The organism is Achromobacter sp. Root83 (assembly GCF_001428845.1).
Classification (GTDB): domain Bacteria; phylum Pseudomonadota; class Gammaproteobacteria; order Burkholderiales; family Burkholderiaceae_B; genus Achromobacter.
The window spans coordinates 75,689-93,410 of sequence record NZ_LMIU01000007.1 but is presented as its reverse complement, the minus strand read 5'-3'; the positions used below and the strand labels follow the sequence as shown (position 1 = coordinate 93,410).

The 17,722-nt window shown below is 67.8% G+C and carries 18 protein-coding genes; 6 read left to right on the top strand and 12 right to left on the bottom strand.

From position 1 onward, the window contains the following. Position 1 precedes the first annotated feature (1 nt). Positions 2-640 (top strand): glutathione S-transferase family protein, encoded by a 639-nt coding sequence (locus ASE30_RS09630; protein ID WP_057284120.1) that lies wholly within the window; start codon positions 2-4, stop codon positions 638-640. 22 nt (positions 641-662) lie between these two features. On the opposite strand, the gene ASE30_RS09625 is transcribed toward ASE30_RS09630, so the two are convergent. Then, a complete protein-coding gene (locus ASE30_RS09625) occupies positions 663-1,571 on the bottom strand; it encodes a DMT family transporter (RefSeq protein ID WP_057284084.1) in 909 nt (302 codons plus the stop codon). Positions 1,572-1,633: 62 nt separating this feature from the next. Next, a complete protein-coding gene (locus ASE30_RS09620; protein WP_057284083.1) occupies positions 1,634-2,011 on the bottom strand; it encodes a DUF423 domain-containing protein in 378 nt (125 codons plus the stop codon). Positions 2,012-2,221: 210 nt separating this feature from the next. Here ASE30_RS09620 and ASE30_RS09615 point away from each other — a divergent pair, with 210 nt between their 5' ends. Together ASE30_RS09615 and ASE30_RS09610 are read left to right on the top strand one after the other, a co-directional pair. Beyond that, a complete protein-coding gene (locus ASE30_RS09615; RefSeq protein ID WP_057284082.1) occupies positions 2,222-2,707 on the top strand; it encodes an antitoxin Xre/MbcA/ParS toxin-binding domain-containing protein in 486 nt (161 codons plus the stop codon). Continuing rightward, a complete protein-coding gene (locus tag ASE30_RS09610) occupies positions 2,704-3,216 on the top strand; it encodes an RES family NAD+ phosphorylase (protein WP_057284081.1) in 513 nt (170 codons plus the stop codon). Before ASE30_RS09615 ends, ASE30_RS09610 begins: the two co-directional genes overlap by 4 nt. 5 nt (positions 3,217-3,221) lie before the next feature. Here ASE30_RS09610 and ASE30_RS09605 read toward each other — a convergent pair whose 3' ends face one another. Together ASE30_RS09605 and ASE30_RS09600 are read right to left on the bottom strand one after the other, a co-directional pair. After that, positions 3,222-4,283, bottom strand: a complete 1,062-nt coding sequence (locus ASE30_RS09605) for an alcohol dehydrogenase (RefSeq protein ID WP_057284080.1) — start codon at positions 4,281-4,283, stop codon at positions 3,222-3,224. Positions 4,284-4,339: 56 nt separating this feature from the next. Then, entirely contained in the window at positions 4,340-5,548 is a 1,209-nt protein-coding gene (locus tag ASE30_RS09600) for an ABC transporter substrate-binding protein (RefSeq protein WP_057284079.1), read from the bottom strand. A gap of 222 nt (positions 5,549-5,770) precedes the next feature. Here ASE30_RS09600 and ASE30_RS09595 point away from each other — a divergent pair, with 222 nt between their 5' ends. Next, positions 5,771-6,517, top strand: coding sequence for an IclR family transcriptional regulator (locus tag ASE30_RS09595; RefSeq protein ID WP_057284078.1), 747 nt, complete (start codon positions 5,771-5,773; stop codon positions 6,515-6,517). Here the strand turns inward: ASE30_RS09595 and rocF are convergent. Together rocF and rocD are read right to left on the bottom strand one after the other, a co-directional pair. Further along, on the bottom strand, positions 6,514-7,437 hold the full coding sequence (gene rocF / locus ASE30_RS09590) for an arginase (protein WP_057284119.1): 924 nt from the start codon (positions 7,435-7,437) through the stop codon (positions 6,514-6,516). The two genes, ASE30_RS09595 and rocF, sit on opposite strands and share 4 nt — an antisense overlap. Positions 7,438-7,498: 61 nt before the next feature. After that, entirely contained in the window at positions 7,499-8,734 is a 1,236-nt protein-coding gene (gene rocD / locus ASE30_RS09585) for an ornithine--oxo-acid transaminase (RefSeq protein WP_057284077.1), read from the bottom strand. Positions 8,735-8,897: 163 nt separating this feature from the next. On the opposite strand from rocD, the gene ASE30_RS09580 reads away from it, so the two are divergent. Both ASE30_RS09580 and ASE30_RS09575 read left to right on the top strand, forming a co-directional pair. Beyond that, the gene (locus tag ASE30_RS09580) at positions 8,898-9,719 is read left to right on the top strand and encodes a MetQ/NlpA family ABC transporter substrate-binding protein (RefSeq protein ID WP_057284118.1); all 822 of its coding nucleotides are present in this window, start codon (positions 8,898-8,900) and stop codon (positions 9,717-9,719) included. A 242-nt stretch (positions 9,720-9,961) separates the two neighbouring features. After that, complete coding sequence (locus ASE30_RS09575) at positions 9,962-10,417, top strand: Lrp/AsnC family transcriptional regulator (RefSeq protein WP_057284076.1); 456 nt, start codon at positions 9,962-9,964, stop codon at positions 10,415-10,417. Between the two features lie 73 nt (positions 10,418-10,490). Here ASE30_RS09575 and ASE30_RS09570 read toward each other — a convergent pair whose 3' ends face one another. From ASE30_RS09570 to ASE30_RS09545, 6 genes are all read right to left on the bottom strand, one after another. Further along, positions 10,491-11,660, bottom strand: coding sequence for a metallophosphoesterase (locus ASE30_RS09570; protein WP_057284075.1), 1,170 nt, complete (start codon positions 11,658-11,660; stop codon positions 10,491-10,493). A gap of 98 nt (positions 11,661-11,758) precedes the next feature. After that, complete coding sequence (locus tag ASE30_RS09565; protein ID WP_057284074.1) at positions 11,759-12,979, bottom strand: alpha-hydroxy acid oxidase; 1,221 nt, start codon at positions 12,977-12,979, stop codon at positions 11,759-11,761. A gap of 231 nt (positions 12,980-13,210) precedes the next feature. Further along, on the bottom strand, positions 13,211-14,080 hold the full coding sequence (asd, locus tag ASE30_RS09560; RefSeq protein ID WP_057284073.1) for an archaetidylserine decarboxylase: 870 nt from the start codon (positions 14,078-14,080) through the stop codon (positions 13,211-13,213). 133 nt (positions 14,081-14,213) lie between these two features. Continuing rightward, complete coding sequence (locus ASE30_RS09555; protein WP_057284072.1) at positions 14,214-15,845, bottom strand: ATP-binding cassette domain-containing protein; 1,632 nt, start codon at positions 15,843-15,845, stop codon at positions 14,214-14,216. A gap of 227 nt (positions 15,846-16,072) precedes the next feature. Beyond that, a complete protein-coding gene (locus ASE30_RS09550; RefSeq protein WP_057284071.1) occupies positions 16,073-16,942 on the bottom strand; it encodes a CoA ester lyase in 870 nt (289 codons plus the stop codon). Positions 16,943-16,955: 13 nt separating this feature from the next. Continuing rightward, the gene (locus tag ASE30_RS09545) at positions 16,956-17,678 is read right to left on the bottom strand and encodes a response regulator transcription factor (RefSeq protein WP_057284070.1); all 723 of its coding nucleotides are present in this window, start codon (positions 17,676-17,678) and stop codon (positions 16,956-16,958) included. Between the last annotated feature and the right edge of the window lie 44 nt (positions 17,679-17,722).

Genomic DNA, 17,722 nt, shown 5'->3' with positions numbered 1-17,722 from the left:
CATGAAATCCTACGAGCTGATCGGGTCCGCGGGCTGCGGCTCCGCCATCGTCGAGATGGCGCTTGTGCTGGCCAACGTGCCGCATACGCTGACCGACGTGCCGTACCTGAAACCCGGTCCGGATCGCGACCGCCTGCTGCGGCTGAACCCGCTGGGCCAGGTGCCCACGCTGGTCACTCCCGACGGCGACGTCATGACCGAGAGCGCGGCCATGATCCTGCACCTTAACGATGTGGCGCCCCAGGCCGGTCTGGCGCCCGGGCCCGACAAGCCGGAGCGGGTGCGGTTCCTGAATCTGCTGGTGCGCCTGGTGGCGGCGGTGTACCCCACCTTCACCTACGGCGACGATCCGCCCCAATGGACCACCGCGGGGCCGCCGGCCGATCTGCTGCGCGAGCGCGTGCATATGCGCCGGGCCGATCTTTGGCAGGAACTGGAACGCCAGGCCGGCACGCCGCACATGCTGGGGCGGCGCTTCTCGGCGCTGGATCTTTATGTGACGGTCATGACGCACTGGCGCCCGGGGCCGTCCTGGTTCGGCACGGTATGTCCGGCCTTGACGGCGGTGGCGCGCGAAGCGGCGCTGGAACCCAACGTGGGGCGCGTGCTGCTGCGGCACTTTCCGCCGCCCAGCGAATAATGCGATCGATGGACGGCCGGGCTCAGGCCTCGACCCGGCGGCGCGACTTGGCCCGCGCTTCGCGCACGGCGATGTAGACGCCGCTGCCCGCGATGAACACCGCGCCCAGGTAGGCATAGGCGTCCGGCGCCTCGCGCCAGAATATCCAGCCCAGTATCGTGGCCCAGATCAGGCCGGTGTAGTCGAACGGCGCAACCACCGATGCGGGGCCGATGCGGAATCCCTGCGTGATCAGCGCCAGCCCCAGCGTGCTGAAGAGCGCCACCGCGCCGAAGTACGGCAGGTCTGCCATGGCGGGCTCCCGCCAGACCCAGGGCAGACCGACGGCGCTGCACACCAATTGGCCCAGCACGATATAGAACGTGGTGGTCAGCATGCCTTCGGCGCGGCTGATGCCGCGCGCCGTGATCATCATGACCGCGTAGAGCAGGGCGGTCGTCAGCGGCAGCAGGGTGGCCGCCTGGAACGCTTGCGTGCCGGGGCGCACCACGATCAGCACGCCGGCAAAGCCCGCCAGCACCGCCACCCAGCGCTTGCCGTCGACGCGTTCCTTCAGGATCAGCACGGAGAGCGCCGTGACGAACAGCGGCGCGGCGAACGCGATCGCGGTGGCCTCGGCCAGGGGCAGCGCGCGCAGGCCCAGGTAGAAGCAACAGGCGGACACCACGTTGATGGCCCCGCGCGTCAGGTGCAGGCCGGGATGGGTGGTGCGCAGCACGCGGCGTCCGCCCAGGCCGACCGCCAGCGCCGTCACGAAGGGCAGCGCGATCAGCGCGCGCAGGAAAAGGATCTGCAGCGGGTTGTAATGCGCGCCCAGCCATTTGGCATTGGCGTCGCTCAGCGTCAGGAAGAAAATGCCGCCCACCACGCAGGCGATGCCTGCGGCGGCGGAGCGTTCACGGGCGGCGGGTAGTACGGTCGAGGTGGACATCTGAAACTCTGAAACCTGCGGATTCGGCGGTTCCTGCCGCCGGGGAGGGGAAGGCGGAAGCGCTACCCTTGGGCGCGATAGGCCGCCAGCGCCACCATGGCCCACGCCGCCAGGAAGGCCGCGCCGCCGAATGGCGTGACGGCGCCCAGCCAGTGCGTGCCGGTCAGCGACAACACATAGAGGCTGCCGGAAAACAGCACGATGCCGACGAACATGACCAGGCCGGCCGCGGACAGTAGCGGCGATCCGAAACGAGCGCCCAGCAGCGCGATCACGAACAGGCCCAGCGCGTGGATCAGGTGGTACATCACGCCAGTCTGCCAGACGGCCAGCAGTTCCGGCGTCAGCATGCGCTTGAGCCCATGCGCGCCGAAGGCGCCCGCGCCAACCGCCACCATCAGGTTCAGTGCCGCGAGTATCGTGAGCTGCCGGTCCGTCATTGCCAGTCCTTGTGAGTGTGCCGAGAGGTTTTGTAACCGCCTATGATAGGCCCAAATCCGGTGCCGCTTGCGGGGCAGCCTACGGGGCGCCGGGCCCGTTCGTCGCGGGCGGGAGCCTTGCGGATGGATTTCCAAATGGGATATTATAAATTCACTTTGGAAATATCGGCTGCCTTCGGCGCGTGCCGGGGCGGCCCCAGGAGTCAGGCCATGACCATCGCCCTTGCCGACAAATCCCCTTCCAAGCCCGGCGCAAGCGCCAAGCGGCCGCCGCGCCATGCCGCGGCGCGGGCCAAGCAGTTGTTTCGCGGGCTGATCGACAGCCCCTTGACGGACATGGCGCGCGATGTGCGCCGGGGCCTGCCCGCCCAGATGGTGGACGCCGCGGCCGACTACCTGCAGGTGTCCAAGTCGGAAATCATGGCCATCACCGAGGTCAAGGCCGCGTCCCTGTCGCGCTGGACCCGAGAGGGGCAGATGCTGCCGCTGGGCGAGTCCGACCGCCTCGCGCGCGTGGCCCGGGTGGCGCGCGTGGCCCGCCAGGTTCTGGGCAGCGACGAAGAGGCGGTGCTGTGGCTGAACACGCCCGTGCCCGCGCTGGGCAACGTCAAGCCCCTGTCGCTGCTGACTTCCGACGCCAGCAGCCGCATCGTCGAAGACACCCTGGCCCGCGCCGCGGCCGGCGTCTACGCATGACGGATTTCGTCTCGTTGTGGCGCATCGGCACAACGGCGGGCAAGTACCGGGCGGACGACCTGAGCGGAGCGGGCGCCGCGGCGGTGGGCGGGCGCTACAACAGCCCCGGCACGCCCGTGGTCTATGCCTCGTCCAGCGTGGCGCTGGCGGTGCTGGAAACCGTGGTGCATTTTGCCGCGCGCGCATCGCAACAGGCCAACCGCTACCTGATCGAGCTGGCCGTGCCCAGCTCGGTGCACGAGGCCCGGCAGGTCCTGACCTTGACCCATCTGCAGGACAACTATCCCTTCTGGGAAGCCGTGCCTTTCGCCGAGGCCTCGCAGGCGGTGGGCGACAACTGGGTGGAATCGGGCGTGTCGGCGCTGTTGGAACTGCCCAGCGCCATCGTGCCGTATCGCGGCGTGCCGGACTGCAACTTCCTGATCAATCCGGCGCATCCGGACGCGGAACATATCGTCGTGGTCCGGCGCGAACGGTTTGTCTACGATCCCCGGCTTGGGCCGGGGTAAGGGCGCTAGTCCGCCGTCAGCACCGCGCGGCCCACGACCTTGCCGGCCCTGAGCGATGCGAGCACGCTGTCGGCCTCGGCCAAGGCATGCCGATGCACCGGCATCGGCGGCACCTTGCCCGCCCGCACCAGTTCCATCAGTTCCTGCAATTCGGCCAGGTTGCCGACGTAGCTGCCGATGATGGACATCGCCTTCATCGGGATCAGCGCGATCGGCCATGACGACGCGCCGCCGAACAGGCCCACGATGATCAGTTTGCCGCCCTTGGTCAGGAAGTCGAACGCCAGCGAGGTGGTGGCGGGCGCACCGACCAGGTCGATCGCGGCCTGCACCGGCTTGCCGCCCGCGGCCTTGATGATCTGCTGCGCGGCGTCGGGCGCCGCACCGTCGATGGCGGCCAGCGCCCCGGCGTCCATCGCCGCCTGGCGCTTGGCCGGATCGATGTCGACCACGATCGCGCCCGCGCCGCCCAGGGCCTTGATCAAGGTCAGGCTCATCAGCCCGAGGCCGCCCGCGCCGAAGATCACGACGGGATGTTCTCGATAGATGTCGGCGCCGATCTTCTTCAGCGCCGAATAGGTGGTGAGCCCCGAACAAGCGTAGGGCGCGATCTGCGCCGGATCCAGGTCGCCGATGTCGATGAGGTAGCGCGGGTGCGGCACCAGGATGTGATCGGCATAGCCGCCCGCGCGATGCACGCCCAGGCAGGCGGGCGCGGTGCAGTGGTTTTCCATGCCCGATGCGCAGGACGCGCATTTGCCGCAGCCGATCCACGGATAGACCAGATAATTGCTGGCTGAAGAGAGCCCCTGGGCGTCGGGGCCCGCCGAGATCACCGCACCCACGGTTTCATGGCCCATGGTCAGCGGCAGCGACACGCCGCGGTCTTTCAGCGCCAGCGTGCGTCCCTGGCCGAGGTCGTAGCCGCCTTCCCACAAGTGGATATCGCTGTGGCATACGCCGGCCGCGCGGACCTTCAGCAGCACCTGCGACCCTTGCGGCGTGGGCGTGGGCTGGTCCATTTCCTGGAGGGGTTCGCGGAAATTGACGACGCAATAGCACTTCATGGGATGTCTCCTTGGATTGTTCTATCCGCCGCGCCGCCGGGCGCGGCGCGCGGCATTCACTTCTTGACCAGCGGGCATTCGCTGTCGGCCAGGGATACGAATACCTTTTCGCCCGGCACCGTGGACAGGATGCGGTAGAAGTCGCCCGGGTATTTGGATTCGGCGGGCTTTTTCACTTCAACCAGGTACAGGTCCATGATGACGCGGCCATCTTCGGGACGCACCCGGGCATTCTTGATCAATTTGGTCGTGATGGGCAATTCGCGCATCTTCTGGTTGACCGCCGCGCCTTCGAAGGTGCCGGCCGCCTGCGCGGCCTGCAGATAGTGCGTGGTGGACACGTAGCTCAGCGCCTGCACGATCGACGGCGCGCGCGTCACGCCCATCTTTTTCTGCCAGCGTTGGGTCCAGGCGCGCGTGTCCTCGTCGGCGTCCCAATAGAAGCCGGTGGGGAAGGCCAGGCCCTGGGCGACGGGCAGGCCCATCGCCTGCACGTCGTTGATGAAGGTCAGGAAGGTCAGCATGCGCTGCTTGCCGCCGGCCAGCCCGAACTCCTGCGCCTGCTTGATCAGGTTGACCAGGTCGCCGCCGGCGCTGGCCAGGCCCACGACATCGGCCTTGGACGATTGCGCCTGCACCAGGAAAGAGGCGAAGTCCAGGGCGCCGAGCGGATGGCGCGTGCTGCCTATGACCTGGCCGCCGGCGCTTTGCACGAAGCGCGTGGCGTTGCTTTCCAGAGACTTGCCGAAGACGTAATCGGTGGTGATGAAATACCAGGATTTGCCGCCGCCTTCCACCACGCTCTTGACGACCGCGTTGGCCAGGGCGTAGGTGTCGGGCGCCCATTGCGTGCTCAGGGGGCTGCATTGCTTGCCGCTGAAATCGCCGGCAAAGCCGCCGCTGATCAGGGCGGTGCCGCCTTTTTCGCGCGCCACGCCCTGCGCGGCCAGGCCGGCCGAGCTGGCGCCGCCGTCCACCACCGCCACCAGCCCCTGTGTGTCGAACCAGCGGCGCACCAGCGCTGAGGCGACGTCGGCCTTGTTCTGGTTGTCGGCGCCGATGACCTCGACGGTCTTGCCGGCCACCTTGCCGCCAAAGTCCTCGACAGCCATGCGCACGGCCATTTCGGATCCCATTCCGCCCAGGTCCGAATAGATGCCGGACCTGTCGTTCGACACCCCCAGGCGCACCACGTCGGACTGGGCATGGGCCGCGGTGGCGGCCAGGGCGGCGGCCAACGCCGCCAACACGGGTTTGATACGCATCTGTCTGTCTCCCAGCCCGTTCGCGGGCCGATTATTGAATGTTGTCGATGACGCGGAACCTCGGGCTGGGGCGCCGGTTCTCCAGCCGGCTGAAATCTATTTCTTATTGGTGAATGTAAATTCCTGTGCAAGAATTTATGTACCGGGGCTGGAAAAGTCAACATAGTGGATGACCTAGGCCGACAGCAGGACTGGCCGGGAACGCCGGAAAGGATCGCCGCCATGGAAGTGAAACTCGTCGTCCGCACGCTGGAACTGATCGAGCTGTTTGCGCAGACGCGGCGGCCGATGCCCCTGACGGAACTGGCGCAGGGTCTGCGCGCGCCCATGTCCAGTTGCCTGGCGCTGGTGCGAACGCTGGTGGCGCGGGGCTATCTGTACGAGGTGCGGCGCCGGGGCGGCTACTACCCGACAGCCAAGCTGCACGGCCTGAGCACGCAGATCCTGGCGGGCGATCCCTGGCTGCAGCAGGTGCGTCCACGGCTTGCGGCCTTGCGCGACGCGGCCAATGAAACGGTGATGCTGGGCAAGATCCAGGACGGCGGCGTGCTGTTCCTGGATGTGGTGGAGTCCACGCAACCCGTGCACTATGCCGCGCGGCCTGGCGAACGCCGGCCCCTGCACACCAGTTCGGTGGCCAAGGCCATCCTGGCGCGTTTGCCGCCCGCCGCCCGCGAACACGTGCTGGCCGCCGCGCAATACATCCGTTATACGGACAACACCCTGGTCACGCGCGATGCGCTGCTGGCCGATGTGGAGCGCGCGGCGGGCCAGGGCTGGGCCTCGAACGTAGGAGAAAGCGTGGCTGACCTGACGGGGCTGGCGGTGGCGCTGGACCTGGGGGGCGAATGGTATGCGCTATGCATGGCCGGACCGACGCCGCGTGTCTGGGAACGCCGGGAAGAAAACCTGCATCACCTGCGCCAGGCCGCCGACGCGATCCGGCGGGACCGCGAGGGTTTCAGCTAGGCGCCGCGGCGCACCAGCGTGGATTTGCCGAACAGGCTTTCGATCAGGTCCACCGCCAGTTCCGCGGTCTTGTTGCGCACGTCGAAGGCGGGATTCAGTTCCACCACGTCCAGCGAACGCATGAGGCCGGTGTCGGCGATCATCTCCATGCAGAGCTGGGCCTCGCGATAGGTGGGGCCGCCGCGCACCGTCGTGCCCACGCCCGGAGCGATCTCGGGATCCAGAAAGTCCACGTCGAAGCTGACGTGCAGGTGGGTGCCCGCGTCCAGATCCGCCAGCGCGGCCTCCATCGTGGCGCGCATGCCCATCTCGTCCAGGTAGCGCATGTCGAAGACTTCCAGCCCGGCCTCGTGCACCAGGCGTTTTTCGCCCGGATCCACGCTGCGGATGCCGATCTGGCGGATGCAGGCCGGATCGATGTCGGGCGTCTGGCCCGACATGCCCGTGATCGGCGCGGGCCCGTAGCCGCACAGGCAGGCCACCGGCATGCCGTGGATGTTGCCGGTGGGGGTCAGCGCATTGGTATTGAAGTCGGCGTGGGCGTCCAGCCACAGCACGCGCAGCTTCTTGCCGGCCGCGCGGCAGTGGCGCGCCACGGCGCTGATCGAGCCGATGCCCAGGCAGTGGTCGCCGCCCAGCAGCACGGGCAGGCGGCCCAACGCCAGCTCGTCGTGCACGGCGTCGTGCACCGCCTGGTTCCACGCGGCTACTTCCTCCAGGTGGCGATAGCCATCCACCGGAGGCAGCCAGGGATTGGCGGGGCCGGGCAGGTTGCCCAGATCCGTTACGTGAAAACCCAGGGCTTCGATGACCGGGCCCAGGCCCGCCACGCGCAAGGCTTCCGGTCCCATCGATGCGCCTCGGGCGCCTGCACCGATATCCGTGGGCGCGCCGATCAGGGTGATCTGGGCGGGCAGCATGGCTTTGTTCTGCAAGTGATACTCCGAAAGGGGCAAACGCCCGTGCGTGGGCGCAGGGGCTTTAGTGGGCGGACAGTACCGCGGACAGCTGGTCGCAGGCCCAGTCGACCTGCTCGCGCGTCACGATCAGCGGCGGCGACAGCCGCAGCGTGTGGCCGTGCGTGTCCTTGACCAGCATGCCCCGTGCCAGCAGGCGTTCGGACCACAGGCGCGCACCGCCCGCGTCGGGTTCCAGTTCGACCGCCAACATCAGTCCGCGCCCGCGCGCTTCGCGGACGGGGCCCGGCAACGCGCGCAGGCGTTCCAGGAAATAGGCGCCGACCTGCGCCGCGTTATCGATCATGCCTTCCTCGGTCAGCACGCGCAGCGCCGCGCGAGCGATGGCGCAGGCCAGTGGATTGCCGCCGAAGGTGCTGCCGTGCTGCCCGGGCTGGAACACGCCCAGCACGTCGGCGTTGGAGAGCACCGCGGATACGGGATAGAAGCCGCCCGAGAGCGCCTTGCCGATGAGGGTGACGTCCGCTTCGATGCCCTCGTGCTCTTCGGCCAGCAGCTTGCCCGTGCGTCCCAGGCCGGTCTGGATTTCGTCCAGGATCAAGGTGATGCCCTGTTCGGTGCAGCGCTGCCGGACCTTGGTGAAATAGCCCGCGGGCGGTATCACGACGCCGGCTTCGCCCTGTATGGGTTCGACCAGGAAGGCGACGGTGTTGGGGGTGATGGCGGCGTCGAAGGCGGCGTAGTCGCCAAACGGAACCACCTTGAATCCGGGCGCGAACGGGCCATAGCTGCCATAGGCGTCGGGGTCGGTGGAAAAGCCGACGATACCCAGCGTGCGTCCATGGAAGTTGTTGGCGCAGACGATGACCTCGGCCTGGCCCTCGGGCACGCCGCGGACCTCGTAACCCCATTTGCGCACGGCCTTGATGGCGGTTTCCACCGCCTCGGCGCCGCTGTTCATCGGCAGGATCTTGTGCGCGCCGGTCAGGCGGGCCAGGTCTTCGTAGAAGCCCGCCATCTGGTCATGGCGAAACGCGCGCGACGTCAGCGTCAGTTTTTGCGCCTGTTCGGTCATCGCGGCCAGGATGCGCGGATGGCAGTGGCCCTGGTTGACCGCCGAATAGGCCGCCAGGCAATCCAGGTATTTGCGGCCTTCCACGTCATACAGCCAGACGCCGCTTCCGCGCGCGATCACGACATCCAGCGGATGGTAGTTGTGCGCGCCAAGCTGGTCTTCGACCTGGTCGCGGTGGCGGGCAGCGGACCGCGCGCCGGGCAGGGTGGTCAGAACCGCGCTCATGAGCATCTCCCTAGGGCGTGATGCAGCCATCTTAGCGCCGCTGGCGCGGCCATGGCATTGCCATTGCGTGACAAAGGCTTTTCGGCGGGGCGGCGCCGGGCTGCTGCACAATAGCGCCTGTGCCGGCCGTCGTCCGGCGTTCCGTTATCCCTGGATGGCCTACATGCTTTTGCACCGACTACTTTTGACACTGACGCGCGGCGCGGCCGTGGCCGCGCTGGGGCTGGCCGCTGGCGCGACCGCGATGGCGCAGGAAAAGCCCCTGCGGATCGGCGTGATTCCCAGCGTGGCCAACGAAGCCACCGAGCAGGCGATCGCCCAGGCCAGGAATGAGGGGCTGGAGGTCAAGCTGGTGGAGTTCAACGATTGGGTGCTGCCCAACATCGCCGTCGCCGACGGCTCGGTGGACGCGAACTTCTTCCAGCACGAGCCCTTTCTGCAACTGTTCAACCAGCGGCGCGGCGCCAACCTGACCCCGATCGCCTATGGGTATTCCACCACGATCGGCCTGTTCTCCAAGAAGCTGAAGAAGGGCGAAGCGGTGCCCGACGGCGCCACCATCGCGGTGCCGAACGACCCGGTCAACACGGGCCGAGCCTTGCTGCTGCTGGAATCGATCGGGCTGATCAAGCTCAAGCCGGGCGTGGCGCATCAGGCGACCCTGCAGGACGTGGTGTCGAATCCCAGGAACCTGAAGTTTGTCCAGATCGAAGGTTCGCAGTCGGCGCGCACGTTCGACGACGTGACGGCCTCGGTAACCTACACCACCTTCGCCAAGCAAGCGGGACTGAATGAAAAGGACGGCCTGGCGTTCGACAACACCGACCCGGACAGCATCCGCCGCTACGCCATCCGCTGGGTGACCACGCCGGAAAAGGCTCAGGATCCGCGCTTGCTGAAGTTCATCGCCATCTACCAGAACTCCCCGGAAGTGAAGCGCACGCTGAAGCGGCTTTACGGGGACCTGATCACCTTCCCCTGGTAAGCCCGGGATCGGGCTGGCGCCCGCCCGGTGCCCGTTCAGGCGCCGGGGCAAACCCAACGCCGCGGCGCTGGGCGTGGCCGAGGCGCGTGGGTCAAACGTTTTCAATCATATGGGCACGAGCGCCCCGCCGTGGGGGGCTCCGTCGCGGCGTCCAACGGTTTTATTGGAATAAAATAAGGGTTAACGCTGATCGCCCCTTATCCCATAAAAGTTCGAATGCCGTTCGGCAGCATGTGATTCCAATGTCAGACCTAGACGACCGCGACCGAAAATTATTGACGCTGCTGGCGGATGACGCCTCTCCCAGTTACGCGGAACTGGGCAAGGTGTTGAACCTGTCGGCCCCCGCCGTGCATGAACGGGTCAAGCGCCTCAAGCGCGATGGGCTGATCAAGGGCATCGCCGCCAAGCTGGACGGCGCGAAGATCGGCCGGCCGCTGCTCGCCTTCGTGCATGTCGATACGAACAACTGGACCATCACGCAGCAGGTCCTGGGGCTGGCCGAGCTGACCGAGGTGGAAGAGATCCACACCATCACGGGCAAGAGCGCCATGCTGCTCAAGGTGCGCGTGCGCGACACGCAGGCGCTGGAGCTGTTGCTGGCGCGCATTCACCAGATCGAGGGCATCACCAACACGACCAGCGACATCGCCCTGACCAGCTATCTGGAGCGCGGACCGCTGCCCGACGAGGCCTGAATCCGCGCCGGCCGCGCCGCAAGCGGCGGCGGGCGGAGCCGAGGCCGGATCAGCAGGCGGCGCAGAGCCGGGATCAGCGGGCGGGTGCGGCGCGCAGGCGCAGGCGGGTGATCTCGGAAGGCGCGCCCAGCCGCTTGGGCGGGCCCCAGTAGCCGGTGCCGCGGCTGGTATAGATCCACATCTTGCCCATCCGGTGCAAGCCCGCCGTGTAGGGCTGCTGGAAGCGCACGAAGAACCCCCACGGGAAGAACTGCCCGCCATGCGTATGGCCCGATAGCTGCAGCGTGTAGCCCAGCGGCTCGGCGGCCGCCGCGCTGCGGGGCTGGTGCGCCAGCAGGATCTTGGGCATCGCGTCGGCAGGGGCGCCCGCCAGCGCGGCCTTGGGGCTGCTGCGCTGCTGCGGGTCGAAAGAACCGGCGCTGTAGTCGGTGACGCCGGCCACCACCACGGGCAGGCCCGAGGGATGAATGACCGCGTGCTCGTTCAGCAGCACCCGCAGGCCCAGGCGGCGGAACTCGGCAATCCAGGGGGCGGCGCCTGAATAATATTCATGGTTGCCGGTGACCAGATAGACGCCGTATGGAGCGCGCAATTCCCCGAGCGGACTGGCCTGGGAGGCAAGGTGTTCAACGCTGCCGTCGACCACGTCGCCGGTGACGGCGATCATGTCCGGGAGCTGTTCGTTAACGGCGTCGACGATGGCTTGCACGTAGCGCTTCTTGATCGTGGGCCCGACGTGGATGTCGCTGATCTGCACGATGGTGAAGCCGTCCAGGTCTTGCGGCAGGCCCGTGATGGGCACGTCCACGTTCACCACGCGCGCGCGGCGGCGGGCGTTGTACAACCCCGCCAGCGTACCCGCCAAGGCCAGTCCCGCCACGGCCCATGCGCTTGCGCGGCGCCATGCCGTCCAGGGCAGGCTGGCGCCTATCGGCAGATTGGCCAGCCATGCCACCAGCAGCAGCGCGTCGCGCAGCACGGTCAGCACGAACAAGGAAGAAAACAGACCCATCGCCAACAGGCCGACCCACGCGATGCGGTCGCCCCATGGCGGATGGACGGAAGAGCGTCCCAGCATGCCCAGGGGTATCAGGACGCAGGACAGCGCCAGCGCAAGAATGGCGGCGGCGGAACCTTCGCCGCCCAGCAGGGCATCGGGAATCAGGCGGGCGCCCACGTAGACGTGGGCCAATGCGCCCAGGGTCAGAAAGCGCAGGAAAAACGAGGATTGGCGTAGGGACACTGGGCGCGGGGTTGCGCCTGGCCGATCGGCCGGCGCGTGGATAGCAAGGGAATCGCCATTCTATGCCCGCGCGGCCGCCGCGCAGCGCCGGGATCGCTTCAGCCCGGCTGCGCGCCTTCGGGGCAGAGGAAGCTGGCGTCCATCTCGCGGACGCGGTTGATGCCCAGCATCGCCATGTTGCGGTCCACTTCGGCACGCAGCAGGCCGATCGCGTGCTCCACGCCCGCCTGGCCGCCCACGGCCGCCGCGTAATTGAACGGGCGTCCGACGAATACGCAGCGCGCGCCCAGCGCCAGCGCCTTCAGTACGTCGCTGCCGCGCCGCACGCCGCTGTCCATCATCACCGTCATCGAGCCGGCCTGGGCGACGACGCCCGGCAAGGCGCGCAGGGGCGAGACCGCGCCGTCGAGCTGGCGCCCTCCATGGTTGGACACGATGATGCCGTCCACCCCATGCCGGCGGGCCAGCGCCGCGTCCCGCGGATGCAGGATGCCCTTGATGATCAACGTGCCGGGCCATTGCCGGCGTATCCGCGCCACATGATCCCAACTGAGGTGATCGCGGGCGGTGAAGTCGCGCAACACCGACGCCGACACGATGGGCGCGCCGCGCGTGGCAAAGGAGTTCTCGAAGTGCGGCATGCCGTGGGCCAGCAAGGTGCGCAGAAACGTCCCGGCCAGCCAGCGCGGGCGGGTCAGCCCGTCCCAGGCCAGCCGCAGGCTGGGTTTCAGCGGCGTGGAAAAGCCGGTGCGGACATTGTTCTCGCGGTTGGCGGACACGGGAATATCCACGGTCAGCACCAGCGTTTCGTAGCCCGCGCGGCGCGCGCGCTCCACCAGCGCGTCGATCTTCGCCGGGTCGCCGGGAAGATATGCCTGGAACCAGGTGCCGGGCGCCTCGCGGATGACGTCTTCAAGCGGAATCAGTGACGTGCCGCTGAGGATGGCCGGAACGTTCTGCTCGCGCGCGGCGCGAGCCAGGACGATATCGCCGCGATAGGCCGACAGCGCGCTGATGCCCATGGGCGCGATACCGAATGGCGACGCGTAGGCGCGGCCGAAGAGCTCGGTCTGCTGCGTGCGCCGGGACACATCCACCAGCACGCGCGGCGTGAACGCGTAGTGGGCGAAGGCCTGGCGGTTGCCCTGCAGGGACTGGTTGTCCTCCGCCGCGCCCGCGACGTAGCCGAAGATCGGACGCGGCAGCCGCCGCCTGGCCAGGCCTTCGAAATCGTCCAGGGACAGCATGCGGCCAAGCGCCCGCGGCAAGGGGCGTGCGCTTGCGCGGGAGGGAGCGGCGGGAAGGGCAGTGGAAGTCATGGCGGGCCGGCAAAAGCCCGTAATCTAGCAACGCCGTTTCATCGCATAAAGCGAATAAATACGGAAAGGCTTTTTCGCTTCTGGCGAAATAGCGGCAGGCGGGAGAACGAGGCCCGGCGCACGGCGACCGTGCGCTGCGTCCTGCGCAAGCCTGGCCCACACGGTGGCAGGCCGCGTCCTGCGCAAGCCCGGCTCACGCGTGTGGCAAGCCGCGTCCCGCAGAACCCCGGTTCAGGCGTGGGCAGGCAGCGCCAGCAATTCGCCCATGCGCACGGGGCCAAGCACCGAGGGCGTGTCCGCCCAGCGGATCTTGTCCGGGCCGAACAGCACGATGGCGGTGGAGCCAAGCTTGAAGCGGCCCATCTCGGCGCCTTTTTCAAGGTGGATGGGCGCGCGGGCGGTGGCGTCGTAGCGGGTGGACTTCACGCGGCGCTTGTGGGGCGTGACCAGCCCCGCCCAGACCGTTTCGATCGAGGCCACGATCATGGCGCCGACCAGCACGACGGCCATCGGGCCGTGTTCGGTATCGAAGATGCAGACGACGCGCTCGTTGCGCGCGAACAGGCGCGGCACGTTGCGGGCGGTCAGGGGGTTCACCGAGAACAGGCGGCCCGGCACATGCACCATTTCGCGCAGCGTGCCGGCGGCGGGCATGTGGACGCGGTGATAGTCCTTGGGCGACAGATAGACGGTGGCAAACTGGCCGCCCTGGAACGGCGCGGCGCGTTCGGCGTCGCCGCCCAGCAGGTCGGTCAGGCCGTAGCTGTGGCCCTTGGCCTGAAAGATGCGGCCCTGTTCGATCGCGCCCATCTGGCTGATGGCGCCGTCGGCCGGACAGAGCACCGAGCCGGGCTCGTCGTCCAGCGGCCGCGCATCGGCCTTCAGTTCGCGGGTGAAGAAGTCATTGAAGCAGTCATAGGCCAATGCGTCTTCCTGCAAGGCCTCGCTCATGTCCACGCCGTACTTGCGGACGAAGCGCGAGATCATCCAGTTCTTGACCGCGGGCTCGCGGCAGTCGGATGCGTATCCAAAGAACCGCGACACCAGGTGGTGGGGCGCAAGATACTGGCTGGCAAGAAATAGTTGGTCTTTGATCGGCATCTAAGAGCGCTAAAAAACGCGTCCCGCGTACAGCGGGACGTGGTTGGAGGCTGCCGCGCAGGCCTGATGATGACGGACGCGCGTAATGCGCGGGATTGTAACGCGTCCGGCCCCGCCTGCGTGCCAGATCCGATCAGGCGGCCTTGGCGGCCAGCTTGGTCTTGTAGAGCCAGTCCTTGTAGTCGTCCAGGTCGCCATCAAACGGGCTGACGTTGCCGTCGGCGACGATGATGAACTGGTCGGTGGTCGCGCGCAGCAGGTGGCGGTCGTGCGATACCAGCACCAGCGTGCCTTCGAACTGCGCCAGCGCGGTCGTCAGCGCTTCTCGCGTTTCCAGGTCCAGGTGGTTGGTGGGTTCGTCCAGCAGCAGCAGGTTGGGGCGTTGCCAGACGATGAGCGCCAGCGCCAGGCGGGCCTTTTCACCGCCCGAGAACGGGGCGATCGAACTGGTGGCCATGTTGCCGTTGAAGTTGAAGCTGCCCAGGAAATTGCGCAGCTCCTGTTCGCGCACGGTGGGCGCGAGCTTGGCCATGTGCCACAGCGGCGATTCGTCGTGCCGCAGCATCTCGACCTGATGCTGGGCGAAGTAGCCGATGGACAGGCCCTTGTTGAACTGCGTGTCGCCGGCCAGCGTGTCCAGTTCGCCCGCGATCGTCTTGATGAACGTGGACTTGCCCGCGCCATTGATCCCCAGCAAGCCGATGCGCTGGCCTGCCTGCAGGGAAAAGTTGATGCCCGACACGATGATCTTGTCGGAAACGGCCTGGGTCTCTTCGTCCTCGATGCGATACCCGGCGCTGACGGTATCCATGGTCAGCAAGGGATTCGGCGCGCGCAGCGGCTCGCGGAATTCGAACGAGAATTCGGCGGCGGCGCGCAGGGGCGCCATCTCTTCCATGCGGGCCAGGGCCTTGATCCGGCTCTGGGCCTGGCGGGCCTTGCTGGCCTGCGCCTTGAAGCGGTCGATGAAGGATTGCAGGTGCGTGCGTTGGCGCATCTGCTTTTCCATCATGCCTTGCGCCAGTTCCAGTTGCGCGGCGCGCTGGCGTTCAAAGGACGAATAGTTGCCCGAATAGCGCTTGAGCTTGCGCTCGTCGATGTGGACGATGACGTTGACCACGCCGTCCAGGAAGTCGCGGTCGTGCGAGATGACGATCAGCGTGCCGGGATAGCGCTTGAGCCAATCTTCCAGCCAGATGATCGCGTCCAGGTCCAAGTGGTTGGTGGGCTCGTCCAGCAGCAGCAGGTCGGACGGGCACATCAGCGCCTGCGCCAGGTTCAGGCGCATGCGCCAGCCGCCGGAGAAGCTGGTCAGCGGCAGGTGCATCTGCGCCTGGGTGAAGCCCAGGCCAGTCAGGAGTTGTTCGGCGCGCGAGTGCACCGTGTAGGCGTCGGCATCGGCCAGCGCGGCGTAGATATCGCCCATCCGCAGGCCATTCTCGGCACTCTCGGGCTCGGCTTCGAGCGCGGCCAGTTCCGCTTCGAGGCGTCGCAACGTCACGTCGCCGTCGATGGCGTATTCGATGGCGGGCCGGTCCAGCGCGGGGGTCTCCTGCGCGACATAGGCCATGCGCCAGCTCGCGGGGTAGTCGAGGTCGCCCTGGTCGGCGTGCAGCGTGCCGCGCAGCAGCCCGAAAAGGCTGGACTTGCCGGCGCCATTGGCGCCGATCAGACCGATCTTGTCGCCGGGGTTCAGCAGCAGGTCGACCTTGTCGAGCAAGGGCTTGACGCCACGCATGAGTGAAACTTGTTGGAAGCGGATCATGAATCTAGGGGCAGGGGGGGCGCGGCAGGCGCGCGGCAAGGCTCCCGCCACAAGAGGCGGCGCGAAAAAAGGGAACCGGGGCGGGATCGCGCGCGAGTGAAAAGACGCCAGGCGCGAAGGGCTGAACGGGCGGGCAAGCCGACCGCTCGTGGGCCGTATTGTACCGGGCCGGGCGCGGCTGCGCAGCGGTAGCCCGGATCGGGGGCAGGATGCCGCGCGAAACCGCGTTATTGCTCGCCGATGGCGGCAGCCAGCGCCAGCACGCGTTCGGCCTCTTGCGCGTGCAGGTTCTCGACCAGCGCGCCGTCAACCACGGCCACGCCCATGCCCGCGGCCTGCGCGGCCCGCCAGGCATCCAGGCGCCTGCGCGCGCTGGCCAGTTCGTCGGCGCTTGGGGCGAACGCGGCGTTGGCCGCCGCGATCTGGCTGGGGTGGATCAGCGTCTTGCCATCGAAGCCCTGGTCGCGCCCCTGCTGGCAGGCGGCGGCCAGGCCGGCGCCGTCGTTCAGGTCCAGGTGCACGCCATCCAGCGCGGCAAGTCCATGCGCGCGCGCCGCCATCACGGCCAGCGAGCGGGCCAGCAGCGTTTCCTCGCGCGACGGCGTGTGGCGTGCGTGCAGGTCCTTCACCAGGTCCGAGGTGCCGACGACGATGGCCGCCAGCCGGGGATGGCCGCCGGCGATGGCATCCAGTCGCAGAAAGCCCAAGGGCGTCTCGGCCATGGCCCACAGCGGCAGGTCCGGCGGGGCGCCCGCCGCGTCCAGGGCTTGCGCCAGCTCGGCCAGCTGCGCGGCCGACTGCACCTTCGGCAGCAGCACGGCGTGGGCGCCGGCGCGCGCAATGGCGCGCACGTCTTCCAGGCCCCAGCCGGTGTCCAGCGCGTTGATGCGGACGATGCACTCGCGGCGGCCGTAGCCGCCTTCGCGCAGGGCCGCGGCGACCTGGACGCGGGCCTGTTGCTTGGCGTCGGGCGCGACGGCGTCTTCCAGGTCCAGGATCAGGGCGTCTGCGTCCAAGCTGCGGGCCTTGTCCAGCGCGCGCGCGTTGGCGCCGGGCATGTACAGGACGGAACGGCGGGGGCGGATGGGAGCGTTCATGGGGACGTTTCTTTCAGGGCTTGGGAAGACCGCCGACGATGGTCACGGGTGTGGTGCAGACATAGCCTACGCCGTACACGGTGCGTATGCCCATGTCGCCGCCCGCCTGCGCCCGCAATTTGCGGCGCAGCCGGTGCATGTGCGCGTCCAGCCGGTGGGTGTCGTAGGCTTCGGCGCTGGCGCCCAGCGCCTCGACCAGGCGGCCTCGCGACAAGGGCAGCGGCGCGGCCTGGATCAGCGCGCCGATGAGGCGGCTTTCGGTGTCGGTGATGTCCACGCAGACCTGCTTCGGGGACACGAGGGTGCGGCGCGCGGGGTCGAAGCGCCACGCGTCGGACTCCTCGTCTTCGGTGTCCGCCGGAGGCACGACGCGCAGGCGGCGCGATAGCGACACCAGCGTGGCGCCCAGCTCGGCCAGGTTCACGGGCTTGGTCAGGTAGTGGTCCGCGCCGAGGCTCAGGCCGGATACCTTGTCCTCGCTCAGCAAGCGGCCGGTGAGCATGATGATGCCCATCGAGGGATAGGTCGTGCGCAGATGAGAGACGCGGGCCAGGCCGTCGCCGTCCGGCAGCATCGCGTCAAGAACGAGGATGCCCGGCGTCACGGTCAGCAAAAGCTGGTCCAGCTCGGCCAGCGACCCGGCGGTGAGTATGGCTTTGTCCAGGCCGAGATCGTGGATGTATTCGGCAATGGTGTCGCGCCAATCCCCGTGGTCATCGACGACGATGATCGTCACGGCGCCACGTGCGCCCGCGGTTCCGCGGGAGGCGCTCCAAGGAC